At 71.2% G+C, this 24,553-nt stretch carries 26 protein-coding genes and 1 pseudogene; 13 read left to right on the top strand and 14 right to left on the bottom strand.

Going from position 1 to position 24,553, the window contains the following annotated elements; genetic code table 11:
* Nucleotides 1–130: 130 nt before the first annotated feature.
* Both ACFC1R_RS20885 and ACFC1R_RS20880 read right to left on the bottom strand, forming a co-directional pair.
* Entirely contained in the window at nt 131–1,414 is a 1,284-nt protein-coding gene (locus ACFC1R_RS20885; protein WP_375940638.1) for a vanadium-dependent haloperoxidase, read from the bottom strand.
* 713 nt (nt 1,415–2,127) lie between these two features.
* Nucleotides 2,128–2,469: a DUF3050 domain-containing protein gene (locus tag ACFC1R_RS20880; RefSeq protein WP_375940648.1), complete on the bottom strand. Its 342-nt coding sequence runs from the start codon at nt 2,467–2,469 to the stop codon at nt 2,128–2,130.
* Nucleotides 2,470–2,995: 526 nt separating this feature from the next.
* Here ACFC1R_RS20880 and ACFC1R_RS20875 point away from each other — a divergent pair.
* Nucleotides 2,996–3,352 (top strand): ATP-binding protein, encoded by a 357-nt coding sequence (locus ACFC1R_RS20875; RefSeq protein ID WP_375940636.1) that lies wholly within the window; start codon nt 2,996–2,998, stop codon nt 3,350–3,352.
* Between the two features lie 291 nt (nt 3,353–3,643).
* On the opposite strand, the gene ACFC1R_RS20870 is transcribed toward ACFC1R_RS20875, so the two are convergent.
* Both ACFC1R_RS20870 and ACFC1R_RS20865 read right to left on the bottom strand, forming a co-directional pair.
* Entirely contained in the window at nt 3,644–4,438 is a 795-nt protein-coding gene (locus ACFC1R_RS20870; protein ID WP_375940634.1) for a zf-HC2 domain-containing protein, read from the bottom strand.
* 25 nt (nt 4,439–4,463) lie between these two features.
* Nucleotides 4,464–5,066 (bottom strand): sigma-70 family RNA polymerase sigma factor, encoded by a 603-nt coding sequence (locus ACFC1R_RS20865; RefSeq protein WP_375940632.1) that lies wholly within the window; start codon nt 5,064–5,066, stop codon nt 4,464–4,466.
* A 152-nt stretch (nt 5,067–5,218) separates the two neighbouring features.
* Between ACFC1R_RS20865 and ACFC1R_RS20860 the strand changes: the two genes are divergently transcribed.
* The 3 genes from ACFC1R_RS20860 to ACFC1R_RS20850 all read left to right on the top strand — a co-directional run bounded on the left by ACFC1R_RS20860 (nt 5,219) and on the right by ACFC1R_RS20850 (nt 6,625).
* Nucleotides 5,219–5,599 (top strand): hypothetical protein, encoded by a 381-nt coding sequence (locus tag ACFC1R_RS20860; RefSeq protein ID WP_375940630.1) that lies wholly within the window; start codon nt 5,219–5,221, stop codon nt 5,597–5,599.
* A 194-nt stretch (nt 5,600–5,793) separates the two neighbouring features.
* On the top strand, nt 5,794–6,093 hold the full coding sequence (locus ACFC1R_RS20855; RefSeq protein WP_375940628.1) for a cupredoxin family copper-binding protein: 300 nt from the start codon (nt 5,794–5,796) through the stop codon (nt 6,091–6,093).
* A 106-nt stretch (nt 6,094–6,199) separates the two neighbouring features.
* On the top strand, nt 6,200–6,625 hold the full coding sequence (locus tag ACFC1R_RS20850) for a hypothetical protein (RefSeq protein WP_375940626.1): 426 nt from the start codon (nt 6,200–6,202) through the stop codon (nt 6,623–6,625).
* A gap of 310 nt (nt 6,626–6,935) precedes the next feature.
* On the opposite strand, the gene ACFC1R_RS20845 is transcribed toward ACFC1R_RS20850, so the two are convergent.
* The 5 genes and pseudogenes from ACFC1R_RS20845 to ACFC1R_RS20825 all read right to left on the bottom strand — a co-directional run.
* A complete protein-coding gene (locus tag ACFC1R_RS20845; RefSeq protein ID WP_375940624.1) occupies nt 6,936–7,583 on the bottom strand; it encodes a TetR/AcrR family transcriptional regulator in 648 nt (215 codons plus the stop codon).
* 304 nt (nt 7,584–7,887) lie between these two features.
* On the bottom strand, nt 7,888–8,727 hold the full coding sequence (locus tag ACFC1R_RS20840; protein WP_375940622.1) for an SDR family oxidoreductase: 840 nt from the start codon (nt 8,725–8,727) through the stop codon (nt 7,888–7,890).
* Nucleotides 8,724–9,149, bottom strand: a complete 426-nt coding sequence (locus ACFC1R_RS20835; protein WP_375940620.1) for a nuclear transport factor 2 family protein — start codon at nt 9,147–9,149, stop codon at nt 8,724–8,726. The genes ACFC1R_RS20840 and ACFC1R_RS20835 overlap by 4 nt, the downstream gene beginning before the upstream one ends.
* A 616-nt stretch (nt 9,150–9,765) precedes the next feature.
* Complete coding sequence (locus tag ACFC1R_RS20830; RefSeq protein ID WP_375940618.1) at nt 9,766–10,374, bottom strand: hypothetical protein; 609 nt, start codon at nt 10,372–10,374, stop codon at nt 9,766–9,768.
* Nucleotides 10,375–10,557: 183 nt separating this feature from the next.
* A pseudogene (locus ACFC1R_RS20825) lies at nt 10,558–10,731 on the bottom strand (IS701 family transposase); the annotation flags it as partial.
* 57 nt (nt 10,732–10,788) lie between these two features.
* Between ACFC1R_RS20825 and ACFC1R_RS20820 the strand changes: the two are divergent.
* A complete protein-coding gene (locus tag ACFC1R_RS20820; protein ID WP_375940646.1) occupies nt 10,789–11,745 on the top strand; it encodes an NAD-dependent epimerase/dehydratase family protein in 957 nt (318 codons plus the stop codon).
* A gap of 264 nt (nt 11,746–12,009) precedes the next feature.
* Here the strand turns inward: ACFC1R_RS20820 and ACFC1R_RS20815 are convergent, their stop codons facing one another.
* Nucleotides 12,010–12,438 (bottom strand): VOC family protein, encoded by a 429-nt coding sequence (locus ACFC1R_RS20815; RefSeq protein WP_375940616.1) that lies wholly within the window; start codon nt 12,436–12,438, stop codon nt 12,010–12,012.
* A 526-nt stretch (nt 12,439–12,964) separates the two neighbouring features.
* Between ACFC1R_RS20815 and ACFC1R_RS20810 the strand changes: the two genes are divergently transcribed.
* Nucleotides 12,965–13,129, top strand: a complete 165-nt coding sequence (locus tag ACFC1R_RS20810) for a hypothetical protein (RefSeq protein ID WP_375940614.1) — start codon at nt 12,965–12,967, stop codon at nt 13,127–13,129.
* A 102-nt stretch (nt 13,130–13,231) separates the two neighbouring features.
* On the opposite strand, the gene ACFC1R_RS20805 is transcribed toward ACFC1R_RS20810, so the two are convergent.
* From ACFC1R_RS20805 to ACFC1R_RS20795, 3 genes are all read right to left on the bottom strand, one after another.
* A complete protein-coding gene (locus tag ACFC1R_RS20805; RefSeq protein ID WP_375940612.1) occupies nt 13,232–14,167 on the bottom strand; it encodes an MBL fold metallo-hydrolase in 936 nt (311 codons plus the stop codon).
* A 72-nt stretch (nt 14,168–14,239) separates the two neighbouring features.
* The gene (locus ACFC1R_RS20800) at nt 14,240–15,469 is read right to left on the bottom strand and encodes an MFS transporter (RefSeq protein WP_375940610.1); all 1,230 of its coding nucleotides are present in this window, start codon (nt 15,467–15,469) and stop codon (nt 14,240–14,242) included.
* 76 nt (nt 15,470–15,545) lie between these two features.
* Nucleotides 15,546–16,130, bottom strand: a complete 585-nt coding sequence (locus ACFC1R_RS20795) for a TetR/AcrR family transcriptional regulator C-terminal ligand-binding domain-containing protein (RefSeq protein ID WP_375940608.1) — start codon at nt 16,128–16,130, stop codon at nt 15,546–15,548.
* A 437-nt stretch (nt 16,131–16,567) separates the two neighbouring features.
* On the opposite strand from ACFC1R_RS20795, the gene ACFC1R_RS20790 reads away from it, so the two are divergent.
* From ACFC1R_RS20790 to ACFC1R_RS20760, 7 genes are all read left to right on the top strand, one after another.
* Complete coding sequence (locus ACFC1R_RS20790) at nt 16,568–17,173, top strand: TetR family transcriptional regulator (protein WP_375940606.1); 606 nt, start codon at nt 16,568–16,570, stop codon at nt 17,171–17,173.
* 109 nt (nt 17,174–17,282) lie between these two features.
* Complete coding sequence (locus ACFC1R_RS20785) at nt 17,283–17,918, top strand: cysteine hydrolase (protein ID WP_375940604.1); 636 nt, start codon at nt 17,283–17,285, stop codon at nt 17,916–17,918.
* Between the two features lie 114 nt (nt 17,919–18,032).
* Nucleotides 18,033–18,983, top strand: a complete 951-nt coding sequence (locus ACFC1R_RS20780) for a GDSL-type esterase/lipase family protein (protein ID WP_375940602.1) — start codon at nt 18,033–18,035, stop codon at nt 18,981–18,983.
* 926 nt (nt 18,984–19,909) lie between these two features.
* Nucleotides 19,910–20,998, top strand: a complete 1,089-nt coding sequence (locus tag ACFC1R_RS20775; protein WP_375940601.1) for a hypothetical protein — start codon at nt 19,910–19,912, stop codon at nt 20,996–20,998.
* A 366-nt stretch (nt 20,999–21,364) separates the two neighbouring features.
* On the top strand, nt 21,365–21,925 hold the full coding sequence (locus ACFC1R_RS20770) for a TetR/AcrR family transcriptional regulator (protein WP_375940600.1): 561 nt from the start codon (nt 21,365–21,367) through the stop codon (nt 21,923–21,925).
* A 165-nt stretch (nt 21,926–22,090) separates the two neighbouring features.
* Nucleotides 22,091–23,317, top strand: coding sequence for a cytochrome P450 (locus tag ACFC1R_RS20765; RefSeq protein ID WP_375940598.1), 1,227 nt, complete (start codon nt 22,091–22,093; stop codon nt 23,315–23,317).
* Nucleotides 23,318–23,342: 25 nt separating this feature from the next.
* Complete coding sequence (locus ACFC1R_RS20760; RefSeq protein WP_375940596.1) at nt 23,343–23,549, top strand: ferredoxin; 207 nt, start codon at nt 23,343–23,345, stop codon at nt 23,547–23,549.
* 420 nt (nt 23,550–23,969) lie between these two features.
* On the opposite strand, the gene ACFC1R_RS20755 is transcribed toward ACFC1R_RS20760, so the two are convergent.
* A complete protein-coding gene (locus ACFC1R_RS20755) occupies nt 23,970–24,512 on the bottom strand; it encodes a MarR family winged helix-turn-helix transcriptional regulator (RefSeq protein WP_375940594.1) in 543 nt (180 codons plus the stop codon).
* Nucleotides 24,513–24,553: the final 41 nt, after the last annotated feature.

The following is a 24,553-nucleotide window of genomic DNA, read 5'->3' as shown; positions in this document are numbered from 1 at the left end:
TGGCGGGGTGCGGGGGGCTGTTTTTTTTTTTCTCGCCCCCGGCCGGGGGCCGGCCGCCGGCCCCCCCCCGCGGGCCGCCCCCCCGCCGGCTCCCTGCCACCGCGCCCTGACCCCGCGCGGGTGCGGGCGGTCAGATGTGGTGTGCCACGAAATCGGCTACCTGCGTACCGAGTTGCTGGCCGGCCTGGTTGTCGATGGCGGTGTGCTGGCCGCCCCAGACCCGGCTGAGCCAGGCCTCGGTGGCGGCGGCCTGGAAGCCGGCGAAGGTTCGGGTGACACCGTTCGACGTCACCGCGAGCTGGTGCTGCGTGCCGTAGAGCCCGGTGAGCGTCGTCGCCGCGGCCTGGCTGAGAGCACCGTGAGCGCCGGGGTAGGACGGGTCCGGGGCGGTCGGCAGCAGCGGGGTCCAGTTGGGATCGCCGACGATGCCCGGGTTGTAGTGCGTACCTCCGAGCCGGATGGCGGTCACGGGCCGCCACACGTGGTAGACGTACTTGGCGTCGTACATCGCGATCGCGGTGTCGGCGAGCGACAGGTCGAGCCGGGCGAAGACCTTCACCGCCTGTGCCAGGCTCGCGTTCCGGGAGGTGACAAGGCCCTGCGCGACCTGGTTCCACACGTTCCAGACGGGCGCCGCCGCCCAGAACTTCGCGGCTGCGGTCTGATCGGGGGTGCGGGTGGTACTGGTCTTGCTGCCCAGGCCCTTGACCTCGTTCAGGGCGGACGCGTACGCGGCGGTGCTCACGGCCGGCGGCGCCGCCGGCCGGAACTGGCTACCGCTGGTCAGCACGAACGGCTTGACCGAGCCCCAGTTGCTGAACGCCGGTGCGGGGAAGGCGGGCGGTGTGGGCCGGTAGTCACCGGGCATGGTGCCGGGGCTGAACGGTGGCGGCTCGGCCGATGATCCGTCATCGGACCGCAGGCTGATCAGTTGGCGCGCGACCGCGGCTCCCACGCCGATGCCCGCCTGCTTGCCGGGGCCGTCGGCGATCGCGGACAACTGGCTGCTCAGCTGCTGGTCCACGCCTGCCCGCTTGGTGGGGTACAGCGCGACCAGCACATCGTGGGCCGCCTGGTCCGCCGCGACGTCCGCACGCGCGCCCTGAGGTGCCGACACCGAGAACACGTACGGGGGGTCCGCCCGGGTGATCGACACCACCGCGTCGTACTCGGCGGCCTGGAGCAGCGCGAAGCTGCGCGTGGGGTGGACGGTGGACGGTTGGGCCTTGGGATCGCTCAGGATGCCGATGAGCTCGCGGTTCCACTCCACGACCGACCTGCCGGACCCCGCAGCGGCGGTGCTCGTGGTCGGCGACCGGGGGGCGGTGGCGGTGGAACCGAAGGCCGGGCTGGTGAGTCCGGCCGCCAGCACGGTCCCGGTCAGGACGGCGAGTGTCTTCTGCTTCCCACTCATTTCGGTGGCTCCTTCTCGCTGGTGGCGGGCCATGGCGACAGATGGCCGTAACGCTCGGACCACTCGGGTGCAGCACTTGGGCCGCTGCGGACCAGGGAGTTCAGGTGCATGGGTGTGTGCTCTCTACTGATCAGCCCGCGCGGCGGGCCGGGTGGGGGTCGGTCATCCGGCCGGTGTTCCGTGCCGGGACCCGGAGTCGAGGACGTGCACGGCTTCCGGGTCAGCGCGGCCACCGTGCTGCCGTACGCGGACGGGCCGGATGTGGGGGTGTCGGCTCACTCCTTGCCGGTTGGGGGGAAGGAGGGGGATTCCGGGGATCGGTGCTCGTCAGGTTCCACGGATGCCGGGGGTCGTGCGGTTCGGTGTGCGAGCACCTTTCGCGAGATCTCATGGATTTGTGGCATCTGCGATGAGCGACCGGGAACGCGGAGACCCGGGTGCTCCGACAGCAACTCGCCGTGCCGCAGCGACAGCTCGACAGAGCCCACCCGCGCTCCGCACGGGACAGCGGCCAGGACGGATGGCTCCCCGGTCGCGGCCGGCTACGGCCTGCGGCGAGGGCTGGTGTTGCTGCGTGTGACGGTTGTGATCAGGTACAGCAGTCGCAGCCGAGGCGGCGGCCACAGGTGTCGGTGTGACCGGGGTACTCGGGGGCGGGCGCCTGGGGGAGCAGCAGGCGTCGCGGCCTTCCTTCACGGAGACGGCGGCGATGGTCAGGGCGGTGATCGGATCGGCCCAGGACCAGCCGAGGAGGGCGTTGGCGAGCAGACCGGCCAGCAGCACACCGGATAGGTGGGTGCACAGCAGCGTCCACTCGGAGTCGGCGATGGCGGAGGCGGAGGCGGAGGCGGAGGCGGAGGCGGAGGCGGAGGCGGAGGCGGAGGCGGAGGCGGAGGCGGAGGCGGAGGCGGAGGCGGAGGCGGAGCCGAGTTGGCGTCCTCGATCCGGATCACCTGCTCGAACATCTCCGAAATCAGGTCCTCACGGCCGACCGCGAAGGCCGCAGCCTGGCAGTGCACCGGCGCGCTCGCGACGATCTCCCAGGTGACCGCCACGAACTCGGCCGTCGCGGACGGGCTCGCCACTGCGGTCCCAGTGGGTACTCGACCGGGTCCGCAAGCGCAGCACCGAGCTCGACCTGCCCGAGCTCGACCTGCCCAAGCTCGGCCTTCACAACCTGAGGCACACCGCCGCCACCATCATGATCGCCCCGCGCCGTCGCCCGAGCCGCCCGGACGCCTCGTGGGCACTCGTCAACCCTTGAGGTCGCCGCAGGTCATGGCTCCGCCGAGCGCCGTGTGCCCACCAACTGGCGGACTCCGGAGGCATGAACGGGCCGAACCGCATGGCGCCTGCCGCGCGTGAAAGTAGACAAGCGCTGGTATTCACGAGATCTCCTCCCCCGCCCCTCCCATCCGCAAGGAGTGAGCTGAGATGACCCGGCTACTCCCCGCAGACTCCCGCCGCGTCCGCGACGCTCGTGTCCACGCCGCACGCCGAGGCCCGCAGCATCCCCGGTTCACACCCATCACGGGTGCGCTGCCTCCGCGAGGCTGCTGCCGGCACCAGGCGCTGCTCACCTTGCCGGCCCAGGAAGCACATGTCTCCGCCGCCCGTCACTTCACGGCGGACCTGCTGGAAAGCTGGAGCATCCCCCGGGACGAGCGGGACTCCGCCGTCCTCATCGTCGACGAACTCGCCGCCAATGCCGCCCGGTACGGCCACGAGTGCATGACGCTGCAGCTGGCTCTCGACCACCACGTGCTGCACATCGTGGTCGTCGACTCCGGAGCTGACGTGGACCGCCCCAGCCGTCACATCGCCCCGGACGAGCACGGCCGTGGCAGCGGCATCGTCGAGTTCCTCGCACAATCGACGGAGGTCCACCAAGCTCCGGATGGTCGCGAGGTCCACGCCTGCCTTCAGTGGTCGGCGTGACCGAGCCCGGTGAGGCTCCGGTCGCCGTGTGAGCGCGCCGCTCACACGGCGACCGCGATGAGCACGTCATGACCTTCGATCTCCGGCGCGGTCGGCGATGCGGGCGGGGATGACCGTCGCCACCCGAACCCGCTTCCCCCGTCCCGCGGTGAACGTCCCCCGGTGAACGTCCCGCGGTGAACGTCCCCCGGTGAACGTCGCACCGCGCGGCGGGCCCTGCCCCTCTCGTCCGGCCGGCCCGTGCCAGCCCTGGCGGGCTGCCGGCCATGAGGAGCCGACCGGGCCGAGGCCTCACGCCGGGATGGTGAGCAGCTTCTGGCCGTTGTCGGCGTAGATGTCGAAGTGACTGATCATTCCCGGGGACATGGGTACGGTCCCGGAAATCTTGGCGCCACCCGGGTACTCGCCGGCCTGCCAGGTGGCGGCGGTCGCCGTGGCGCCCGTGACCCCGACCGCTTGCAGCCTGCACGTGATCCCGGGGGGCGCTCCCCTCGCCCGGACCTGCAGGGCGCTGCCCCAAGCGGCGGGCGAGACCTCGACCGAGGCGGACACGCCGGTGGTGGCGTCGGTTCCGGAGAGCGTGCGGACCGGCGCCGTCGACGTCGATGCGGGCTGCGCCACCTGGCTGCTCGTGGACGCGACGGCGGCCAGCCACGTACCGCCCGACGCTGCCGCAGCGATGAGCGCCGTGGCGGCTGCGACCCCGACCAGTTGCCTCCGCACGGCGGTACGACGTCGTGACGCTGCCTGCTGGAGCAGCCGGTCGAGCCGGCTTCGCTCGGTTCGCCGCGGTACCCCGGGAACGGCAGCGGCCGCAGGCTCCGGCTGCGCTCGCGCGCTTGCGGCGGCCCGCCGTACCAACCGGTCGGCCAGCTCCCCGCTGGGCGCGGGCGCCGCCTCGCCTGCGGCCTCGGCCTCGCTGACCGTCGCGAGTAGTGCGGGCAGCCCGGCCAGTTCGGCACACTCCGCCCGGCACTCGGCGCATTCCGCGAGGTGGGCGCGCACCTGCTCCGTCTCCGTCGGGGACAGCGTTCCCAGCACGTATCCGCCCAGGGAGAACCGGACGGCGTCACGGTCGCCGTTCATGGTCCGCACCTCCTCCACCCCGCTGTCACGGCTCGATACCCCGTTCCTGCAGCACCAGCCGCAGCGCCCTCAAGGCGTAGTACGTGCGCGACTTCACGGTGCCTACCGGAATGCCGAGCACCTCTGCGGCCTCGACCATCGTCCGCCCTCTGTAGTACGTCTCCAGCAGCACGGCCCGGTGGTCCGGGGAGAGGGTCCGGATGGCCTCGGCCACCGCCCAGCTCTGCAGCGCCTGCTCGATCTCGTCCTCTCCGGGCCTCTGCTCCACGACCCGGTCCAGCGCCTCCCCATCGGCCTCGGCCGGCCTGGCCCGGCGGGCCCGGCGGGCGTCGATGACCAGGTTCCGGGCGACCGTGCACAGCCACGCCCGGGCCGGTCCGCGCTCGGGGTCGAACGCCGCCGGGTGCTGCCAGGCCCGCAGCAGTGTCTCCTGCACGACGTCCTCGGCCCATTGCCAGTCTCCTGAGGTCAGTCGCAGGGCGAAGTGAAGCAGCGGCCCGGCATGCTCCGCGTACAGCGTACGGAGCAGCTCCTCGTCCGCGCGGGAAATGGTCCCCGTATCAGAGACACGGTTCCCGGAGCGATCCGGCTCACTCGATGGACCGCGCTTCCGAAGACTCCACGGCATAAGTCGATCATCGCATGTCTCACAAACCTCTGAAATCTCGCAAAAGGTGCTCACACGCCGAACCGCGTGGCCCCCGGCACCCGTGGAACCTGACGAGCACCGATCCCCGGGATCCCCCTCCCCCTCCCCCATCCTGCAAGGAGTGAGCCGAGATGACCGAGATGGTTCCGGCGCCCCTCAGGGTCTCCCCCACCGCGCGGCCGGTCACGCGACCCGACCACGTGCTGCGGCGCTACGACGCGCTCCACGAGCACAACGGATTCACCGCCCGCGTCCTGCCCGGCGCGCTCGTCATCGCGCACAGCGGCTGCACCGTCGCACCCGGCGCCGCCCGCGGACAGCTACCGGGGCACGTCCCGTTCACCGGACTCCGGTGCGCCATCGACCTGCAGCTCAGCCGACACCCCCGCATCCGGCCCATCCGCGCACGGCGGCCGCGTCGACGCGGAAGCCGTGCACGTCCTCGACGCCGGGTCCCGGCACGGAACACCGGCCGGATCACCGACCCCCGCCCGGCCCGCCCCACGGGCTGATCAGTAGAGAGCACACACCCATGCACCTGAACTCCCTTCCGTCCCCCCGACGGTCCCCGGTGGCAGCCGGCCTGGCCGTTGCCACTGCCTGCACGCTGGCACTGCTCAGCGCCTGCGGCACATCACCGCATTCCTCCTCCGCTGGTCCCGGCGGTGCCTCGAGCTCCGCCCCGAGCGCCCCGGCGATGCCCGGCATGAGCACACCGGCGAGCCCTCCGGCCGCGACGGCACCGGTGGCCGGGAACGCGGTGACGATCCAGAACTTCGCGTTCGCACCGGCCAGCCTGACGGTCAAGTCGGGTACGACGGTGACCTGGACCAACAAGGACACCGACGCCCACACCGTGACCAGCTCCGGATCCGGCGGGCCCCTGAACTCGGCGCCGCTGACGACCGGCGCCACCTACCGGTACACGTTCACCCAAGCCGGCACCTATGCCTACTTCTGCGCCATCCATCCCTTCATGACCGCGACCGTGGTGGTGACCCCATGAACCGGTACCCGTACGCGCGCGGCAAGGCGCCGGACGCCGACCTCGACAAGCCAACCGACGGACACGGCACGGCACGGCACGGCATCATCTCGGAGGAGTACCTCGCATGAATGCCAGGAACGGACTCGGCTCCGTGATGCGTCCGGCCTTCGCGACTCGCCTGGCCGTCGCCGCCACACTCGCCGGGAGCGGCTACATCCACGCCCGGCTCTACCTGACCGGGTACCGCTTCATCCACGTCGTCGGCGCCCTGTTCCTACTCCAGGCGGTCGCTGCCTTCGCGGTCGCCGCCCTGGTGCTGTTCACAGCACCGGCACTGCTCAGGGCCGCAGCTGCCGGCGTCGCGCTCGGTGCTCTCGCCGGATTCGCCGCCTCCCGCACGATCGGCGTGTTCGGCTTCACCGAACACGGCCTGCAGCCCGCGCCCCAAGCCCTGCTCAGCCTCCTGCTGGAGGCCGGCACTCTGCTGCTCCTCGCAGCCTGGCAGGCAGCCGCGTGGGCCCGTCGTCCCGTAGCCCCCGACGTCCTGTAGATCCCGACGAAAGGGCCCCTCGCCATCGGGCCTGAGGGCATGTCAGGAGTGCCGATGGGAGAGCCGTTCACCGCCAGGTCGTCCCGCTCACCACCGGCCGTCGTCGTCCAGAAAACCCGCCGTCCTGTCGCCCGAAATTCGCTCCACCCCGCAGCAGTCCTCGTCCGGACCCGAAGATGACCCAGGAGACGGGCAACTCGACGGGCCCATGTCCTCCACCTCTTGGTGGGCGGCCGGTTCACCGGCAGGTCCGGTCTGGATCGGCTTCGGAGTCCTGGCCCAGGCTCCGGACGCAAGGGAGCGGGGGTGATCACGTGCTCGACGCCGTGTCGGTCTGCTCGTCGTGTTCGTGCCGCATCCGCGTGACCGTGCCGGGCCGACCGGAGCTGCAGCCGAGGACGTTCTCGACGTGGGCCGCGAGCGAGGAGCGCAGGCCGTCGGGCGTCATCTTCCGATCGTCGATCAGGTGCGCAACGAGGTCCGCGCGGATGGCGGCCAGCAGGGCGTGGGCGGTGAAATCCGCGTCGTGGACTCCGGGTACCTGATCCAGTGCCGCACGAAGCATCTCGTGCCACCAGCCGTAGTGCCCGGCCTGGTACGGGCTGCCGAGCCCGGCATCCTCCGCGGCCGACATCAGGTGCCGGTTCTCGATCTTGAAGCGCAGTGAGGCGTCCAGCAGGTCCAGCACCCGCTGCCGCGGGGAGGATCCGGCCGCGTCCTGCGCTTCCCGCACGGCTTCCTGCAGGGGTTCGAGGCGGGAAGCGATCACGGCGCCGATCAGGCCGACGCGGTCGCCGAAGCGGCGGAAGAGGGTGCCCTTGCCCACGCCCGCGGCTGCGGCGATGTCGTCCATCGACACGCTGTGGGGGCTGCTGCTGGCGGCGAAGAGGGCGTCGGCTGCTGCCAGGACGGCTTCTCGGTTGCGCAGGGCGTCTGCACGTTCTGTGCGCTGGGCCACGGGTCCTCCTTGGTCTTCGGCCTGTCCCGGCCCCGGGAATGATATTCGGCTGGTGCGCGTGGACGGCGGCTCGCGCCCGGCTGCGGTTGCCGCCCGTGGGCGCGGCAGACGACCGGTCTGCGTGACGCACAACGGGTCAGATCGTGTCGTCGAGCCGGTCGAAGATGCGCGCTGCCGCCAGGCGAAGGGGGCCCGGGCGGCAGTGGGCGTCGCCGCCTGCTCCCTCGGTGAAGCCCAGAAGTGTCCGGGTACGGCGAGGTACGGGTAGAGCGTGCGTGGTTCGGATTTCTCACAGGGGGCGGAACTACGACACCTCCCTCTCGACGAAGGTGCGGAACGTCCCCGGCGAGCGGCCGGTGAGGCGCTCGACGGTGTCCGAGGTACGGTCCTCGGCCCCCGCGGCGATGGCGCGGTCCATGCCGGCCAGCATGGTGGCGAACTCCAACGGGATCTCGGCCGCCCAGCGGTCGCGCAGTTCCTCGAACGTCAGCTGCCGGTGCACCACGGGCCTCCCGGTGACCTCGGTGATGATCGCGGCGACGTCGGCGTAGCTCAGCGCCTGCGGCCCGGTGAGGACCAGATCGGTGTCGGGGGCCTGTTCGTCGGTCAGGGCGCGGACGGCGACGGCGGCGATGTCCTCCGCGTCGATGAATCCGACGCGGCCCTCTCCCGAGGCCGACATGATGGCGCCCTCGTCACGGATGCTGCGCGCGTGGGAGGTGGAGCCGGCGAAGTTCTGCATGAACCAGGAGGACCGCAGCACCGCCCACTGGTCGAACAGGCCGGGCAGGGCCTGGTGGACCTGGCCCACTGCCGGACCGCCGGCGGGGATCGCCGACGAGCTGAGCAGCACGGCGCGGTGCACGCCCGCCGCACGCGCCTCGCGGAGGAAGGGCAGCATGACGGCGGCCGGGTCCGATGAGCCAACGGGCGGGATGAGGTAGGCACGGTCGACGCCGTCGACGGCTTCGCTCCAGGTCGCGGGCTCGTTCCAGTCGAAGCGGACGGCTTGTGCGCCCTCCACCGGGGTGGCGCTCCGGCCGGCGGCCTTGACGGGGTGGCCCTCGGCGATGAGCCGGGCGGTGACGCGGCGGCCGGTGGTGCCGGTGGCCCCGATGACCAGGGTGGTGCCGACGGCGCTCATCGGTTCGCTCCTGCGAAGTCGGCGCCGGGCTGCGACACGGCGAGGGGGTTCCAGTAGTCGCGGTAGGAGGTGATGTGCCCGTCCTCGACGGTGACGACGGCGATGTAGGTCATGTCGAAGGGGCGGTCGGTCTCCACCAGGCGGCCGACCCCGCGCATCTCCACCACGATCGTCTCGGGGACGGTGGTCTGGTGGATCTCCACGTCGGGGAAGTCGTGCAGGTCGACGTGGTCGGGGTAGTGGCTCATGTAGTCGGAGACCGCGGCCCTGCCCTCCAGCCGCTTGGGCCAACCCTCGGGCGCGAAGGGGAACTCCAGGACGCCCTTCTCGTCCCACAGGTCCACCCAGGCGGCGATGTCCTTCTCCAGCAGCAGGTGCAGTCCGTGGCGGTACAACTCTGCGGGTGCCATCGGCACGGTCATGGTCTTGGCTTCCGTTCTGCTTGAAGACACAGCGGTCCCGGCCTGTCGGGTGCCGCCGCTCGTCGTGCGAGGTACGGCATCCCGTGGTGACGGTTCGTCAGGACGGAGCGCCAGCATAAACGGACCAGCGGTCCGAATAAATCAGAGCATACGGACCGACGGTCCGCTTCACAAGCCTGAACGCGGCAGGTGCCGCAACCAGCCCTTCGGACCCCGGCATTCGCCACGCCTTCAGTCCCCACCCATGACGGCCGTTCGGAGGCAAGGCCGCCGGTCGCCGCGGTCACCGATCGCAAAAGCGCCGGGACCGGTGGCCGGCGGAGCTGTACGGACACGACGGCGCAGCCGGACATGGGGGTCGCCGGGGAGGCCGGGAACGGGCACGAAGCCGCCCATGGCGCCCGGTGGATGCCCGTGACCAGGTCGAACTGGCCCATGAGGAACCGAGGTTCCCGGAGACCCCCGATCGGCCTCCCTACGAGATGCTCCCGGTTCCTGGAGGGTTGACGGCCCGGGGTGGTGACAACCGGGGCAGTCTGGCTGCGGGTGGGCACCAATGCGAAGACCGTGGACGTCGAAGGTTCATCTGGGGCGCCGAGAGCTCGGTGCGACTGGACTACCGGGCCCAGCGTCCCATGACCGGCGCGGTGCCGATCAGGCACTCGATGTCGGTCGGGAAGCCGACGAGGGCGTAGGCGGTCAGGCGCAGGTGGCCTTCCAGGCAGACCAGGTTGTCCTGCCTCTCGCCGACGAGGATGAGTGGAGGAAATCGCTCGCCTCTGATGAGCGCGTGAACTGCGTCGACGAACGGCTCGTTGGGCACGTCGAACGCCCGTAGGCCTGCCTTGATGCGTGCGGCCGCGTCGGTCGGCCGGCGGCTGCCACCCGACAGTTCGACCCAGTAGCAATAGTCGATGTAGCGCACACCGGCCGCCTCGTCGGCGGACAGGAGTGCTCTGGTCCACGTGACGCGAGCGGGGAAGTTCTCGAACAGGTCGCGGTTCTCGCCGTACCCGCGCGTCGCAGTGAGCAGAGCACGACGTGCGGTGTTCGCTCCAGCGTCGGAGAGGTCCGGATGCGTCAGCAACTGCTCGGCCTGCCCGGCTGCCACCAGGTGGGACCGGAGGTTCTGGCCGAACCTCCGGCTGGACAGCTCGCCGCTCAAGAAGCAGGCGACCATCTCGTCCTCACTGCTCGTACCCAGTACCTGCATGACCGTCAGCATAGGATCGACCTCGTCGGACGCCGCAGCCTGCTACCGGAGCGCGACTCCGCCGACTGCACCGATCGCCGCGGCCCACGGCAGCGGATTCTCCTCACGCCGCGCATCCGGGGCGCAGACGCCGTCCTCCCGCAGCCCTCCCCCGGAGACTGCACGCCCGACAGCCGAGCCGCTTCCGGACGGCAAGTCAGGATCCGCCCGCCCCAACAGGTGCTGCAACCCGTCCAAAGTGGCGTCCCCGACATGCTCGGCGATCGTCCAGCAGTTCTTGCGCGGCAGGTCCGCCAGCAGCCCGAGCATCAACTGCCGTACCCGACGCCGAGGTTCGACCCGCGCGAACCGGCCCGCGATCCGATTCATACCGTGCTGCGGAATCCCGGTGGAGGTGGCGTGCGGACGCCGTTACTGTCGGGCGCTATGCGACTTCTTGTACTTGGCGGCACCTCGTTCGTGGGCCGGGCGATCGTTGACGACGCGCTGCGTCAGGGGGTCGAGGTGACCTTGTTCGGCCGGGGCAGAACTGGCGCCGACCTGTTCCCGGGCGTGCCCCGGCTGATCGGTGACCGGGACACCGGGGACTACGCGGCGCTGCAGGACGGCAGCTGGGACGCTGTCGTGGACGTCAGCGGGTATGTGCCGCGCCATGTCGGTCAGGCGATGGAGGCGCTCGGTGACCGGGTCGGCCGGTACCTGTTCATCTCCAGTCAGGCTGTGTACATCCAAACGGGCGTGGGGCCGGGCTCGGACGAGGACACACCCCGCCGCCCGCCGGTGCGCGACACCGAGGAGCTCGACGAGGACACCTACGGGCCGTGCAAGGTGGCCTGCGAGGACGACGTGGTGGCCCGGTACGGCTCACGGGCGACGATCGTGCGGCTGGGCAAGGTCGCCGGGCCGCACGACGTGCAGGACGGGCTCGTGTACTGGGTTCGCCGGGCCGCGCGCGGCGGCCGGGTGGCCCTGCCAGGCAGCCCCGAACAGCCGGTTCAGGTGGTCGATTCCCGCGACGTGGCCCGCCTCGTGGTGCAGCTGCTGCTGGATGACAGGCCGGGCGCGTTCCACGCCGTCGGTCCGGCTGAGCCGACCACGATGGCTGAGCTGATCACCACCTGCGCGCGGGTGGCAGGCAGCCAGGTCGAGATCGTTCCTGTGCCGGCCGAAGCAGTGCCGCCGTTCTTTCCGCTGACCCGCCCCGAGTCGATGTGGCCGACCCAGCAACGAAGCTCCGCGCGCGCCCGCGCCGCCGGCATGCCCGCAACCCCGTTGGCGGTGACCGTCGCTGACGTACTGGCTTGGGACCGTGAGCGTGGCGAACCGCCGCTCCGGCACGGACTGTCCCCCGCAGAGGAGGCGAAGCTACTCGCCAGAGCCTGACGGTCGCAGGAAATCAGCCGACGGTCAGTGCGAAACCGGTTGTATCGGGACTGTCGGAGGACACGGTAAGCGTGTCCACGGTGACATTCGTCGTACGAGTGTCGCGGCGGCCGACGGAGCAGCGGGATGCCGGCCGACTGCGGCACGAGTACGACGCGGTGCAGGTAGATGGTGGCCCTCACGGGATGACTCCCGCCTCACACGAGACCACCTTCAGGAGAGGCCCAGGGAAGACGGCTCCCACCCCGCCGGTTCGGAGGGTGCTCAGTCGAGACAGAACTCGTTGCCCTCGACGTCCTGCATCACGATGCACGAATCGTTGCCGTCATACAGTAGTCGCACGCGTACCGCGCCGAGCGCGACCAGTCGTGCGCACTCGGCTTCGAGCGTGGCGAGGCGCTCCTCACCCACGAGGCCGGTGCCGACCCTCACGTCGAGATGCACCCGGTTCTTGACGACCTTGCCTTCGGGAACGCGCTGGAAGAACAGTCGCGGGCCCACACCTGACGGATCACTGCAGGCGAACCATGAACCCTGATCCTCTGGAGACCGGGTGCGGTCGAAATCGTCCCAAGTGGCGAACCCCTTCGGTGGCGGCGATGCGACGTACCCCAACACCTCGCACCAGAAGCGAGCGACGCGCTCGGGTTCTGCACAGTCGAAGGCGACTTGGAACTGCTTGATCGATGACACAGGCGCACCATAGCAGTCGGCCCGGGTACGGAGCCCGTCGCGACCTACCTCATGGCTCACGATGTCGGTGCCGCAACTGGCGCCCGGGAGCAGGTCGTTGTGGTCGCTGTGGTCACGCGCACGAGTCGCGGCCGTGTCTCCTGGGTCGGAGACCTGCCCCAAGGGTGCGTGGGCGCGCCGGTGTTCACCGGTGCGCGCCTTGCCGGGGACAGCTTCAAGCTGGTCTGCATCGGGACGGTCCTCCACACGGACGGCCGACTTCGTTGAGGCAGGAGTGCGCCACGAAGTACCACACGAACCTCAGCGCTCCCCCTGGACCGGCAAAACCGTGCAGCCGGTGGAACGTTGGGCGAAGACGGGTCCGCCCGGACCGCGCCGGCCACGCGGGGCGGTGACGTGCAGGCAATCAGCTCGTTCCGGCAGTGGAGCCCGGTGCGGTGGCGTGTCTCAGCGGCCCATCCGGCTGAGGCTGACCGGGCCGGGCGGTGGCGAGTGGGTGCCCGATCCGGGTCGGGGAGGGATCACCGTGACACCGGCGACCACCGGCTCCCCCACGGCTGCCGCCTTGGAGTCGACGGCGCACGACTTCAAGGCCTGGGCCGCGACCCGGGTGCCTTGGCGCGACCGTCCGACCGTGACCGGCGACCACGGGGTGGCGGACCGCTTCCTGGACGCGCTGAACCTTGTCTGAGAGCGGACCCCGCGTCGAACGGGAGGCCGCGGCGACGCCGACCCCCGGTGGGGGGCCCGCGGGCTGCCGGGACGACCTGGTCGGCGACGGCCGAGGGCGGCCTCAGGCCGAGGCGGGCGCAGCCTGGCTGCCGGGCTCGGCGAGCAGGCGGTAGCGTCCGCCCTCCCGGCGGACGGTGCCGGCCGTGGGGTGCGGGAAGTGGGTGCCCAGGAGCAGGGCGTCGGTGTCGGCCAGGCCGTCGAGGAGGAGGCTTCGGGTGCGGAGCGCCTGGGCGGGGTCGATGTCGACGCAGCTGTTCAGGTGGGGGTGGGACAGCTGCACCGGGTGGTGGATGCTGTCGCCGGTGATCAGCGCCCGGCGGCCGCTGCCGTGCAGTTCCACGGCGACCTGCCCCGGGGTGTGGCCCGGTGCCGGGACCAGGACGATTCCCGGGGCCACTTCGTGCCCGTGCTCGGGCACCTCGACGAGGTCGTACTGTCCGCTGTCACGAACGGGGTGGACGGAGTCCCGGAACATCTGGCTGCGGGCCTCGTCCAGCTCGGTGGCGGCCCAGTGGTCCCATTCGGCGCGGCTGGTGAGGTAGCGGGCGTTGGGAAAGGTGGGGGTCCAGTCCTCGTCGACGAGGTGCGTGTTCCAGCCGACGTGGTCGGTGTGCAGGTGCGTGGTGATCACCAGGTCCACGGACTCGGGCGGGAAGCCTGCCGCCGCCAGGCGCTCCAGGAAGTCGGTGTGGAGACCGTGCCAGGCCGGGTTGGCACGGGTCTTGGCGTTGCCGATGCCGGTGTCGACGACGATCCGCAGCCCGGCCGCCTCCACCGCGAAGCTGTGGCTCGCCAGGCGCGGGACGTCGGCGTCGGCGAAGTCGGGGCGCAGCCATGACGCCTCGTCCAGCACCTCCTTGGTGGCGTGGGGCAGCAGCCACGGCCCGGTCTGCGGCGGCAGTTCGATCTCGTCGATGCGGCGCACGACGACGTCTCCGAGGCTCCATGCCGGGCCGGAGCCGGAGGGGACGGTCTGGCGGGGTGCGGCGGTGTTCATCGGTGGGTCCTTTCCGGAGATCGGGGAGGGTGCGGAGGGTCCGGAGGGCGGGTACGGACCAGGAGGACGGCGTCAGGCGGCGGCGGGCCGCCGCCCGCTGCGGGCGAGCCTGGTCAGGCCGATCAGGGTGAGCAGGACGACCGTCACGGTGTACAGCGCCACGGCGGCCTGGAGGCCGTACAGATTGGTCAGCAGGCCGGCGAGGACCGCGGGGACGCTCATGGCGAGGTAGCTGAGGACGTAGTACGCGGCGAGCGTTCCGGCACGTTCGCCGGGTGCGGCCGGGGGCAGCAGCAGGCGCAGGGCGCCTTGGCTGACGGCCCCGAAGCCCGCGCCCGCCAGGGCGGTACCGGCGAACAGGGCGAGCAGGCTGTCCAGGTGCGGCCCGCTCAGCGTCAGCAGGGCCCCCGGGATCAGCACCGCGGTGCCCGCGAGGCTCACGGTGCGGGCGGGCAGCGAGCGTGCGGCCTGGACGGCGAGAGCGGCTGTGGCCGTCAGCGTGAAGAAGACCAGGCCGCCGGTGGCACGGGGGGCGTGCGGGGCGACGAGCCGGGCGAGCGAGGGTCCGAGGGAGGAATAGAAGCCGCCCAGCGCCCAGGCGGCGATGATGCCCGGCGCGGCGAGCATCATGGCCGGGCGGGAGGCGGGCGCGATGGTGATACCGGGACGCAGTGAGCGCCATGCGCCGGGGTGGGGGTGTGCGGTCTCGGTGCTGAGGAGGACCGTGGCAGCCTGCGCGGCGAACAGCACGAGCAGCAGGAGGTAGACGGTGCGGGTGGGAGCGGGGGCGTACTGGACGAGGGCGGTGGAGACCAGGACTCCGGCCGCCATGCCGACCACGGGGGTGGTGCTGTTGGCGAGCGCCGCCCGTCCGGGGCGGTCGGGGTCTTCGAAGTCGAGCAGGGCGGCTCCGGCGGCACTGGTGGCCACGCCGGTGGCCAGGCCCTGCAGGATCCGGGCGGCGATCAGTGCCAGCACTCCCTGGGCGGTGGCGAGGACGGCCATCGCGGCGGATTCTGCGAGCAGTGCGCCGATGAGCACCGGGCGTCGGCCCAGGTGGTCCGAGAGCGTTCCCGCAGCGAGCAGTGCCACGAGCAGGGCGAGCGCGTAGGCGCTGAACACGACGGTGACCGTCATGGCCGAGAAGTGCCAGGCTGCCTGGTAGAGGGCGTAGAGGGGGGTCGGCGCGCTGGAAGCGGCCAGCAGGCCGACCAGGACGGAACCGTGGAGGGCGAAGGCGCTGCGGCGGCCCAGCGCGGGCAGGAGGCGGGGACGGGACGGTATGGCTGTGACGCTGGACATGGAGCACCCCTGAGCCTTAAGGCAATCACTTTGCTTTAAGGAGAGTAGCAGTCCATGCCCTCCGAAACGCAACTATTTAGCTTTTGACCGGAAGGGGAGGGTGGCTCCGGCCGAGCACCGCATCCACGAGGCGGTCGGTGTAAGCAGCCGACAGATCCGAAGGTCGGAACAGGATGCGGTACATCAGGGGTGAGACGACGACGTCCAACAGCGTCTCCACGTCGGGCACGGCCTCACCGCGCCCGGCGGCGCGCACGCCGATGGCCTTCAGCTGCTCGGCGGCGTAGTCGGAGCAGTGGGCCGCGTTGCCCTGCTCGGGGTCGCCCAGCAGGACGTCCCGGATGTAGGCGCGGCCTGCGGGCGAGGACATCTCCTCGGCGAACTGCTCCGCCCATGCCTCCAGGTCCGCCCGCAGGCTGCCGTGGTCGGCCGGCGCACCGTCAGGTCGCAACCGCTCGACGGCCACGTCGGACAGCAGTTCCCGCAAGTCCCCCCAGCGCCGGTAGACGGTGGACGGCGTGACTCCCGCGCGGGCGGCGACCAGGGGCACGGTGAGCGCGTCCCGACCCAGCTCCTCCTCCAGGTCTCGTACGGCCTGGTGCACGGACTGCTGGACGCGGGCACTGCGCCCGCCGGGGCGTGCGGCTGCTCGAGGGCTCATGTGCCCAGCTTAATGCGAAGGAGTTGCGTCTGGGACGTCGCCGTCGGGCATTCGGAGCCGGGCCGCCACCGAGCACAGCCGGGGCCGCCTTTCTCCACGGAACGGACGGCGGGGGCGTTCGAAGGAAGGGCGCAGGCCGGGCTCAGGTGGTGCGGACGGTGCCGGGAGCGGGTAGCGCGCGGGTGGTCAGGTAGCGGTTGGTGGCGTCCCGAACGCACTGGAAGAGCAGTTACCTCGGCGGATGCGACTGTGAGCCCATGAGGCGCTGTTCGGCGGGTCGGGGCGGCGGCGAGGCCGTGGTGGGGCTGCGGTGGGGCAGCGGCGAGGCCGTGGTGGGGCTGTGGTGGGGCTGTGGTGGGGCTGTGGTGGGGACAGTGGACGATCGGCAGGTGGCCCGATCGCCAACCGACGGGTTGGTTGCTTCGTATGCTGGGCGCATGGCATGGGACACCGCGAAGACCAAGAGGCTGCTGCTCGACGCGGCCGTGGACGAGTTCGCCGCATTCGGGCCCGAGGGGGCGCGGATCGACCGCATCGCGGCCGCAGCCGGGGTCAACAAGGAGCGGATCTACCCCTACTTCGGCGGCAAGCGACAGTTGTTCGCCGCAGTGGTCCAGCGCGAGCTGGAACAGCTCGCCGCCGCCGTGCCGCTGACGGAGCCCGACGGGCGGACGGTGGACGTTCCCGAGTACGCGGGCCGGGTGTTCGACTACCACCTCGCCCATCCGCACCTGCTGCGCCTGCTCCAGTGGGAAGCCCTGTACGCCGAGGCCGACGGGCCGGTCGCGGGCGAGGAGCAGCGGGCCGCCCACTACGCCGAGAAGGTCGCCGCGCTCTCCCCCGGCCGCCGGGGGGGCACGGGCTCCGCGCAGGCCCAGGCGCAGCTCCCGCCCAAGGAGCTGCTGTACGCCCTTGTCGCGCTCGTCGGCTGGCAGTTCGCCGCGCCGCAGCTGGCCCGCATGATCCTCGGTGGGACGGCCGGTGAGGATCCGGTCGCCAGGCGTGCCGCCGTCGTGGACATGATGCGCAGGCTCGCGCTCTGACCCGCCCGACCATAACTCCAACTGACAGGTTGGAGTTATGGTCCGTCCGCGATAGGGTCCAACTCACCAGTTGGAAATTCTCCGGACCAGGAGCCTGACCATGACGGTCATGTCTGCACGCCCGAACGCCGCCCTCGTCCTGATCGAGTTCCAGCGCGAGTGGCTCGACCCCGAACACGGCCGCCTCAACCACCTCGTCGAGGATCGCGACCTGCTCGACACCGCCGTCGGCGGCGCGGCCGCCGCGCTGGCCGCCGCCCGCGCGCACGGCGTTCCCGTCGTACACGTGCCGCTCGTCCTCACCCCCGGCGCGCCGGAGCTGGAGGGCTGGACCCCCGCCCGGCTCGGCCTGCGCGCGGCGATCCCCAAGGCCGGCACCTGGATCCAGGGCAGCGCCGGCGTCGAGTTCGCCGATGCTTTCCGGCCCGCCGCCGACGAACCGGTCGTGCGCGGCCGCGCCGGCGCCAGCGCCTTCGCCGGCTTCTCCGACCTCGACCTGATCCTGCGCCGACTCGGCGTCACCGACCTGTACCTGGCAGGCTTCGCCACCCACGTGTGCGTCGAATCCACCCTGCGCGAAGCCCACGACCGCGGCTACGCCGCCCACGTCATCCACGACGCCTGCGCAGCCTTCACCCGCACCCAGCAGCAACACGTCCGCGAGCACGTCATCCACCACTTCGGCGCCGAGACCGACGCCGCCGGCTTCGTCGCCTCGCTCCGCGCCACACCACCCACCCGGTGACGGCGACAGCACGCCACCGCCACCCCTGTCCCGGCACGCCCTCGACCGCTCCGGACCCGCTTCGCCGGCCCGGGGCGCCCGTCGGGGTGGTCCGATCCGTCCCTGAAGAAAGGCATGCAAGCCACAGTGACCGAGTCCCGCCCCCACACCCTGTTCTCCTTCGGCACGCTGATGGACGAGCGGGTCCAGACCGCTCTCTTCGGCCAAGCCGTACCCAGTTCTCCGGCAGCGCTGGCCGGCTACACGACCAGGCCCCTGCCGATCACCGACCCGTCCGTCATCGCCGCCAGCGGCCTTGACGTACACCTGACCCTGGAGTGCAGGATCGGCGCCGTGGTCGAGGGCGCCGTCCTGCACCTCACCGACCAGGACCTCGCCGCAGCCGACGCCTACGAAGTCGACGACTACGTCCGCCGACGGGTGCGCCTCTCCTCCGGCGAGAGCGCCTGGGCGTACCTGGACGCGAAGCCGCTGCGCTCGGCAGCGCGCATCGTGATCGTGGGCGACAGCATCGCCTACGGACGCTGTGACCCGCACGGCGGGTGGGCGGCCCGCCTCGCGGCCACCCACATCGCCGCGAACGAGGCCGGGCACCGGGTCTTCAACCTGGCCATCCCCGGCAGCACCCTGGTCGACGTCGCCGAGCAGACACCCGCGCTGCTGGCGCCCCGCCTCCCCGACACCATCCTCGTCGCCGCCGGCATCAACGACTCCGCCCTGCCGAACGCAGCGACGCAGAGCGCTCCCGACGGACTGGCGCACATCGCGGACAGTCTCGCCTCGCTGGCCGCCACGGCCCACGACCACAACGCGCGACTCGTCGTCGTGGGACCGATGTGGCTCGACGAAGCGCGCACCCGCGACTACGAGGGCCTGCGATTCACCCAGGCGCGAGCGCTGGCACTGCGCGAGTCCGTCCGGACCTGGTGCGACGAGAACCACGTCGACTACCTCGACATGTGGGAACCGCTGCGAGGGCACGCCGAACTGCTCGTCGACGGCCTGCACCCCGACCCCGAAGGACACCGGATGCTCCATCAGCACCTCGCCTCCCTCAGTCGCTGAGTCCGGCACCAAAGACCGTTCGGGACCAGGGCGCGTCCCCATGGCTCAGAGACCGGCCACCGGCGAGCGGTTCACCATCTCGCTCCCCCGGTCCCGCCCATCCCACCTGCCTGGCCTGTCAGCCGTTGCTGCAGGTCGGGCAGGGTGCGCAGCGCTCGATCCGGACGTCGACGGCGACCGGCCCGTACGGGCCGGTCGCCGTTGTGCTTCGGTGAAGCTGTTGGCCGCCGCCCTCGGGTACTCGAAGCCGCCGTCGTCGAACCGGCTGACGGTCTGCGCCGAGGCCGTGGCACCGACACCCGCGAGCAGGACAGAGATGGCCGCGACGACACCGGCACGCCTGGAAAGCATTGGATTCCCTCCCGAACAGTCGGCACCGCACCGGAGTGATGCGTCCAGAAACCGAGACAAGTAGATTCGAGCCCGGGAAGACTTCAACGAAGACATGCAATCCCATCACCTGATTTTTCTCGGCGCTTCACTGTTCTCGAATTCGCGTGGTCGGCATGGTTCGGCCGAAGCGTTCGCACAGCGCGGCCGGAGCCCTCGGAATGGCTCATTGCCGACTTCTCGGGTTGCCGGTTGCTCGGATTGAAACCCGCCCCGTCGGCCGCCGGGAGCCGGAACGGTCAGTGCGGCCCGGTGACGGCGGCCACGGTGGGTGGTTGACCATCCCGACTCGGCGAGTCCTCCGTCGTACCGGGCCAGGAACAGGCCCCCGTCGTCCCTCAGGGTGATCGGCACAGCTCGTCCAGGTGGTGGGCGAGGATCGCCGGTGCGCCGGCCGCCCAGCACGCTTGAGCCCAGGACGACCGTCGCCGGCTGGCTCTACGGACACGAACTGCTGCCGCTCCGACCGCAGCCAGCGTCACCACGGCCATGCACGTCACGCCGCGGTGACGCCGGGGTTACGCCGGATTTTCACAATGGAGACAATCCTGGCGGTGCGACTGGAAAAGAGAATTGCCATGATCCATTCCGAGAACGGGGAGATCAGGCCGCGCGGCATCGTGGTGCGCTCCGGCTCGCCATTCGCCCGGGCGATTGCGAGCAGGCGGCCGGCCGCGCTCGCCGGCAAGGCCCCTGAGGCCGAGCCTGCGGCTGCGGCTGCGGTGACGACCGACGGATTCCGTGAGATACCGAAGTGGGACCTGAAGGACCACAAGGGACGAAAGATCGCCGACCTGGTCTTCGTCAATCGCTTCGTCGGCGGTGCCGCGGCCTGGGCCAAGGCCGACATGGACCACATCGATCAGGCGCTCGCGGCCGCGATGACGGACAGCACGCTGCAATCGGTCGTGGCCCAGTACTACCCGGGCAAGATCACGTCCACGGCACTGCCGCCCGCCGTGGTGGACCTGCACACTCCGCAGGGGTCGCGGTTCTTCAAGGACCAGGCGGAGGACCTCGCCAGGGAGTTGTTCCTGAGCGGAGTGCTAGGCGACCACGATCCCGGGCAGTGCGTCATAGACATGATGCTGCCCCGCGGGGTCATCCTCGTCGACGGGTTCTCACCTGGCTTCCAGCCCCCACCCGGCGAGGAGGAGGAGCACGCCCGCCGCGAACGTGCACTGATCAAGATCGATGACGATGAGGGAGACTCGACCCAGGGACTGGGCGGATACCACGGATCGGTGCAGGTGAACCGGAACGGTCGACCCGTCACGACCTACTACGCGGTCGGAGTCTTCTCCGAAGGAGACAACGGCATAGCGGTGTTCGACGGTGCGGACAACTCGTGGGCGAACGTCGTCGCCACCTTCTACCACGAGCTCAACGAGGCGCGGACGGATCCCGACGTCGAGGACGCCGTCCGGTTCAACGACGCGTCGAAGATCGGCTGGTACTCGGAGACCGGCCGGGGCGAGATCGGCGATCTCCCCATCAACGAGGCCGAGTCCGGGTTTGCTGACATCACGAACGTCTTCAGGTTCGTGAAACTCGCGGACGGGAGCGGCGAGGTGCCCGTCCAGCTCATGTGGTCGAACGCGGTGCACGCCCCCGCGGCACGGTAGCGCCGCACCGCCGTCGGTCTGCCCGCTGAGCGTGCCGCGGGTGGACGCTGATCGTGCCGCGCGTGGACGACGGCGGCGATCCGGCCAATCCTGTGGAGCCGACTGGGAACGGGCCTGGAACGGAGGTGCGATGCCGGGGACCCCGGCCCACCGTGCCGGGTTCCGTGCTGCGGGCGGTCGACTCCGTCCCGAATCCGGCGGTGACGGAGGCGGTGTCGACACGACGCAGCGGCAGCGACGGGATGCCCCGGCGGTCTACGGTGTCCTCCGTCAGGCGCTGGCACGGGCGGAGGGTCTTGGAGGCCGGGCATGGGTGACGGTACGGGCGATCCGGCACAGCGTGCAGGTGGGGTGCGGAGGGTCCCGTTGAGCAATCCGGGGCGGCGGCGGGAGGTGTTGGAGGCCGTGCTGGCGCTGCTGGCCCAGGTGGGGTACGAGCGGCTGACGATGGACCTGGTGGCGCAGCGGGCCCGGGTCGGCAAGGCCACGCTGTACCAGCGGTGGCCCTCGAAGGCGGAGCTGGTGGTGGCTGCGCTGCAGGATCAGCACCCGGCGATCGGCTTGCCGGACACCGGTTCCGTGGCCGAGGACCTGCGCGGGCTGCTGCTCGCGTGGCAGGCGGGCTGGGTGGAGCGGGACCGGGGGTTGGTGCTCGCGGTGCTGGAGGCGAGCAGGAGTGATCCGGAACTGGCCCGGCTGCGGCAGGAGCGGCTGAGCCGGCCGTTGTTCCAGGCGGCGCAGTCCGTGCTGGAGCGGGCACGCGCGCGGGGGCAGGTCCCCGCGCAGGTCGACGAGGAGCTGCTGGTCCAGTTGCCGTTCGCGCTGGTGCTGATGCGGGTGCTGGTGCTGGACGAGGAGCCGGGGCGGGAGCTGATCGACCGGATCGTGGACGGCGTACTCGTTCCGCTCCTGCGCACGGGGGTGTGAGACCCGGCGGGTGGGCCAGCCAGCCGCCCCCTTCACATAGAACGAATTCGTTCTATCCTGGCCGGGAAGGCTCGTTCGCCCGCCGTGAGGTCGCTCCGTCGGCCGGTGCGACTGCCCGTGGCGGCGGCGCGTCGAGCCGAGGCACGCCGAATGGAGGACACTTCCATGAGCGCATCCGTCCCCGAAGCCGCCCCCTTGCCCACGCACCGCAGCTGCCCGTTCGACCCGCCGCCGGAGTACGGCCGCCTGCGCGAACAGGATCCGGTCAGCGCACTCGCCTTCCCCGACGGGAACACCGGCTGGCTGCTGACCCGCCACGAGGACGTCCGCGCGCTGCTGGCGGACGACCGCTTCAGCTCCGACCGCACCCGTGCCTCCCTGCCCGTGCGGGGCTTCCTGTTCCGGCGCGACGATCCCCGGTCGCGGGCCGGCCAGCTGATCTCCATGGATCCGCCCGAGCACACCCGCTACCGGCAGATGCTCACCCGCTACTTCACGGTGCGGCGGATGCGCGCCCTGGCCCCGAGGGTCGAGCAGATCGTCACCGAGCACCTCGACGCCATGGAACGGACCGGACCGCCGGTCGACCTGGTCCCCGCCTTCGCCAGGCCGGTCCCCTCACTGGTCATCTGCGAGCTCCTCGGCGTCCCCTACGCCGATCACCCCGCCTTCCAGCACTGGACCTCGACCCTGCTCAGCCTGGACAGCGACGAGGGAACCGCGCTCGCCGCACTCGACGCGCTCACCGAGTACCTCCTCCGCCTGGTGGCCGACAAGCGTCGGCACCCCGACGACGCCCTGATCAGCACCCTGATCGCGACGGCCGACGGCCAGGAGCCCGGAGAGGCGCTGACCGACCGTGAGGTGGCGGGGATCGGGCGGCTCCTGCTCGCCGCGGGCCACGAGACCACGGCGAACATGCTGGCGCTCGGCACCTACACCCTGCTGGCGCACCCGGCACAGACGGAACAGTTGCGCGAGCACCCCGAGCGTGCGGACCGCGCGGTCGAGGAGTTGCTGCGCTACCTGACCATCGTCCAGTTCGGCACCGTCCGGGTCGCCCGCGAGGACCTCGTCATCGCCGGCCGGCACATTCGCGCCGGCCAGACCGTGGTCGCCTCCCTCCCGGCCGCCAACCGCGACCCCGACCACTTTCCCCACCCCGACGAGCTCGACCTCACCCGCGCCCCGTCCCAGCACGTCGCCTTCGGGCACGGCATCCACCAGTGCCTGGGCCAGCAACTCGCCCGGGTCGAGATGCAGATCGCCTTCCCCGCCCTCCTGCGGCGCTTCCCCACCCTGCGACTTGCCGGACCCCCGGAGCAGGTCCCGATGCGTGACGACATGTTCATCTACGGCGTTCACTCCCTCCCCCTGACCTGGGACACCTGAACCAGGCGGAACAGGTGATCACACGATGAAGATCCGGATCGACCACACCCGCTGCCGCGGCGCCGGGCAGTGCGCCCTGACCGCACCCGACCTCTTCGACCAGTCGGACGACGACGGCACCGTCATCGTCCTCGACGACCGGCCTCCGCCCCGGCTGCACGCCGCCGCCCGGCTCGCCGCGGCCCTGTGCCCCAACGCCGTCATCCGCATCACCGACGACGAGGCGGACTGAGCGGACGGCCGCCGGGCGCACACCGGCGCCCGTTCAACTCCTCTGCAACCACTGGGCGTTGGCCATTGCACGGGAGGCGTTGGGCAGTCCGTCGAGTGGGGCGGGCCCGGCGCGCCAGCCGGGCGGCGGCGGGCAGGCGGGCAGGCCCGGCAGGTCGACCGGGCGGGGCAGCGGAGCGGAGCTGCGGGACGAACTCCGCACCGGCCGTACGGTCGGGAGCCCCGCCCTCGACAGCCCGCGGATGCCCACGGGACCGCCGCGTCGAGACTGGCCCCGCCCCATCACCGCTCCGAGTCCGGCGGCATCCCGAGCACGCGGTATCGCGGGCCCACCGGGGGTCCAGGGTCCCGGACAGTCGAAGGAGCGGTCGGCCGCGAGCGCGCGCAGCGCCCGACCGCCCGCTACCAGCAGCCGCGTCCGTCAGCCGTGAACCTCGCCGGGTCGAGCCGCGGCGGGTGATGGCGCTCCCTGAGGGCGGTTCCCGACCGGTGTCGTGGGCATCGCGCGCAGGCGTTCGACGTGACTCCGCTGCAACTCGCCGGTGCGATCGAGGAACTCCGTGATCAGTTCGATCTGCTCGACGCTGTAGCGGGTCAGGAGGTCGCGGGTGCCTTCGTCGAGGAGCGGGGCGAGCAGCTCGAAGGCGCGCCGGGCGGCCTCGGGGGTGGCGCGCACGAGGGTCTTGCGCCGGTCGGTGGGGTGGGGTGAGCGGGTGAGGTAACCGAGCTTCTCCAGTCGGTCGAGCATGGCGGTGATGCTGCCCGTGGTCAGGCCGAGCCGGGCGGCCAGCAGGCTCGGGGCGGCCTCCTCCAGCTCGTTCAGAAGGATCTCCAGACAGCGCAGGTCGGTCTCGTTGACGCCCATGAGCCGCGCCACCTCGCGGTCGAAGTCGTCGACCGACGCCTGGTACGCGCTGATGGCCCTGCCGAGTTTCGCGGCGACCGGAGCCGGTTCGCTTGACATTCGAGTCACTTGCCCTTCAAGATAAATTTATCGCTCGACAG

This window comes from Kitasatospora sp. NPDC056138, from assembly GCF_042264695.1.
In the GTDB taxonomy this organism is placed as follows: domain Bacteria; phylum Actinomycetota; class Actinomycetes; order Streptomycetales; family Streptomycetaceae; genus Kitasatospora.
The sequence above is the reverse complement of the archived record's forward strand: the minus strand, read 5'-3'. Positions and strand labels throughout refer to the sequence as shown.

Coding starts and splice junctions, on each gene's coding strand:
- ACFC1R_RS20885 (WP_375940638.1), bottom strand. CDS start 1,414: ATGAGTGGGAAGCAGAAGACACTCGCCGTCCTGACCGGGACCGTGCTG.
- ACFC1R_RS20870 (WP_375940634.1), bottom strand. CDS start 4,438: ATGAACGGCGACCGTGACGCCGTCCGGTTCTCCCTGGGCGGATACGTG.
- ACFC1R_RS20865 (WP_375940632.1), bottom strand. CDS start 5,066: ATGCCGTGGAGTCTTCGGAAGCGCGGTCCATCGAGTGAGCCGGATCGC.
- ACFC1R_RS20860 (WP_375940630.1), top strand. CDS start 5,219: ATGACCGAGATGGTTCCGGCGCCCCTCAGGGTCTCCCCCACCGCGCGG.
- ACFC1R_RS20855 (WP_375940628.1), top strand. CDS start 5,794: ATGAGCACACCGGCGAGCCCTCCGGCCGCGACGGCACCGGTGGCCGGG.
- ACFC1R_RS20850 (WP_375940626.1), top strand. CDS start 6,200: ATGAATGCCAGGAACGGACTCGGCTCCGTGATGCGTCCGGCCTTCGCG.
- ACFC1R_RS20840 (WP_375940622.1), bottom strand. CDS start 8,727: ATGAGCGCCGTCGGCACCACCCTGGTCATCGGGGCCACCGGCACCACC.
- ACFC1R_RS20835 (WP_375940620.1), bottom strand. CDS start 9,149: ATGACCGTGCCGATGGCACCCGCAGAGTTGTACCGCCACGGACTGCAC.
- ACFC1R_RS20830 (WP_375940618.1), bottom strand. CDS start 10,374: ATGCTGACGGTCATGCAGGTACTGGGTACGAGCAGTGAGGACGAGATG.
- ACFC1R_RS20820 (WP_375940646.1), top strand. CDS start 10,789: ATGCGACTTCTTGTACTTGGCGGCACCTCGTTCGTGGGCCGGGCGATC.
- ACFC1R_RS20805 (WP_375940612.1), bottom strand. CDS start 14,167: ATGAACACCGCCGCACCCCGCCAGACCGTCCCCTCCGGCTCCGGCCCG.
- ACFC1R_RS20800 (WP_375940610.1), bottom strand. CDS start 15,469: ATGTCCAGCGTCACAGCCATACCGTCCCGTCCCCGCCTCCTGCCCGCG.
- ACFC1R_RS20795 (WP_375940608.1), bottom strand. CDS start 16,130: ATGAGCCCTCGAGCAGCCGCACGCCCCGGCGGGCGCAGTGCCCGCGTC.
- ACFC1R_RS20790 (WP_375940606.1), top strand. CDS start 16,568: ATGGCATGGGACACCGCGAAGACCAAGAGGCTGCTGCTCGACGCGGCC.
- ACFC1R_RS20785 (WP_375940604.1), top strand. CDS start 17,283: ATGTCTGCACGCCCGAACGCCGCCCTCGTCCTGATCGAGTTCCAGCGC.
- ACFC1R_RS20780 (WP_375940602.1), top strand. CDS start 18,033: ATGCAAGCCACAGTGACCGAGTCCCGCCCCCACACCCTGTTCTCCTTC.
- ACFC1R_RS20775 (WP_375940601.1), top strand. CDS start 19,910: ATGGAGACAATCCTGGCGGTGCGACTGGAAAAGAGAATTGCCATGATC.
- ACFC1R_RS20765 (WP_375940598.1), top strand. CDS start 22,091: ATGAGCGCATCCGTCCCCGAAGCCGCCCCCTTGCCCACGCACCGCAGC.
- ACFC1R_RS20760 (WP_375940596.1), top strand. CDS start 23,343: ATGAAGATCCGGATCGACCACACCCGCTGCCGCGGCGCCGGGCAGTGC.
- ACFC1R_RS20755 (WP_375940594.1), bottom strand. CDS start 24,512: ATGTCAAGCGAACCGGCTCCGGTCGCCGCGAAACTCGGCAGGGCCATC.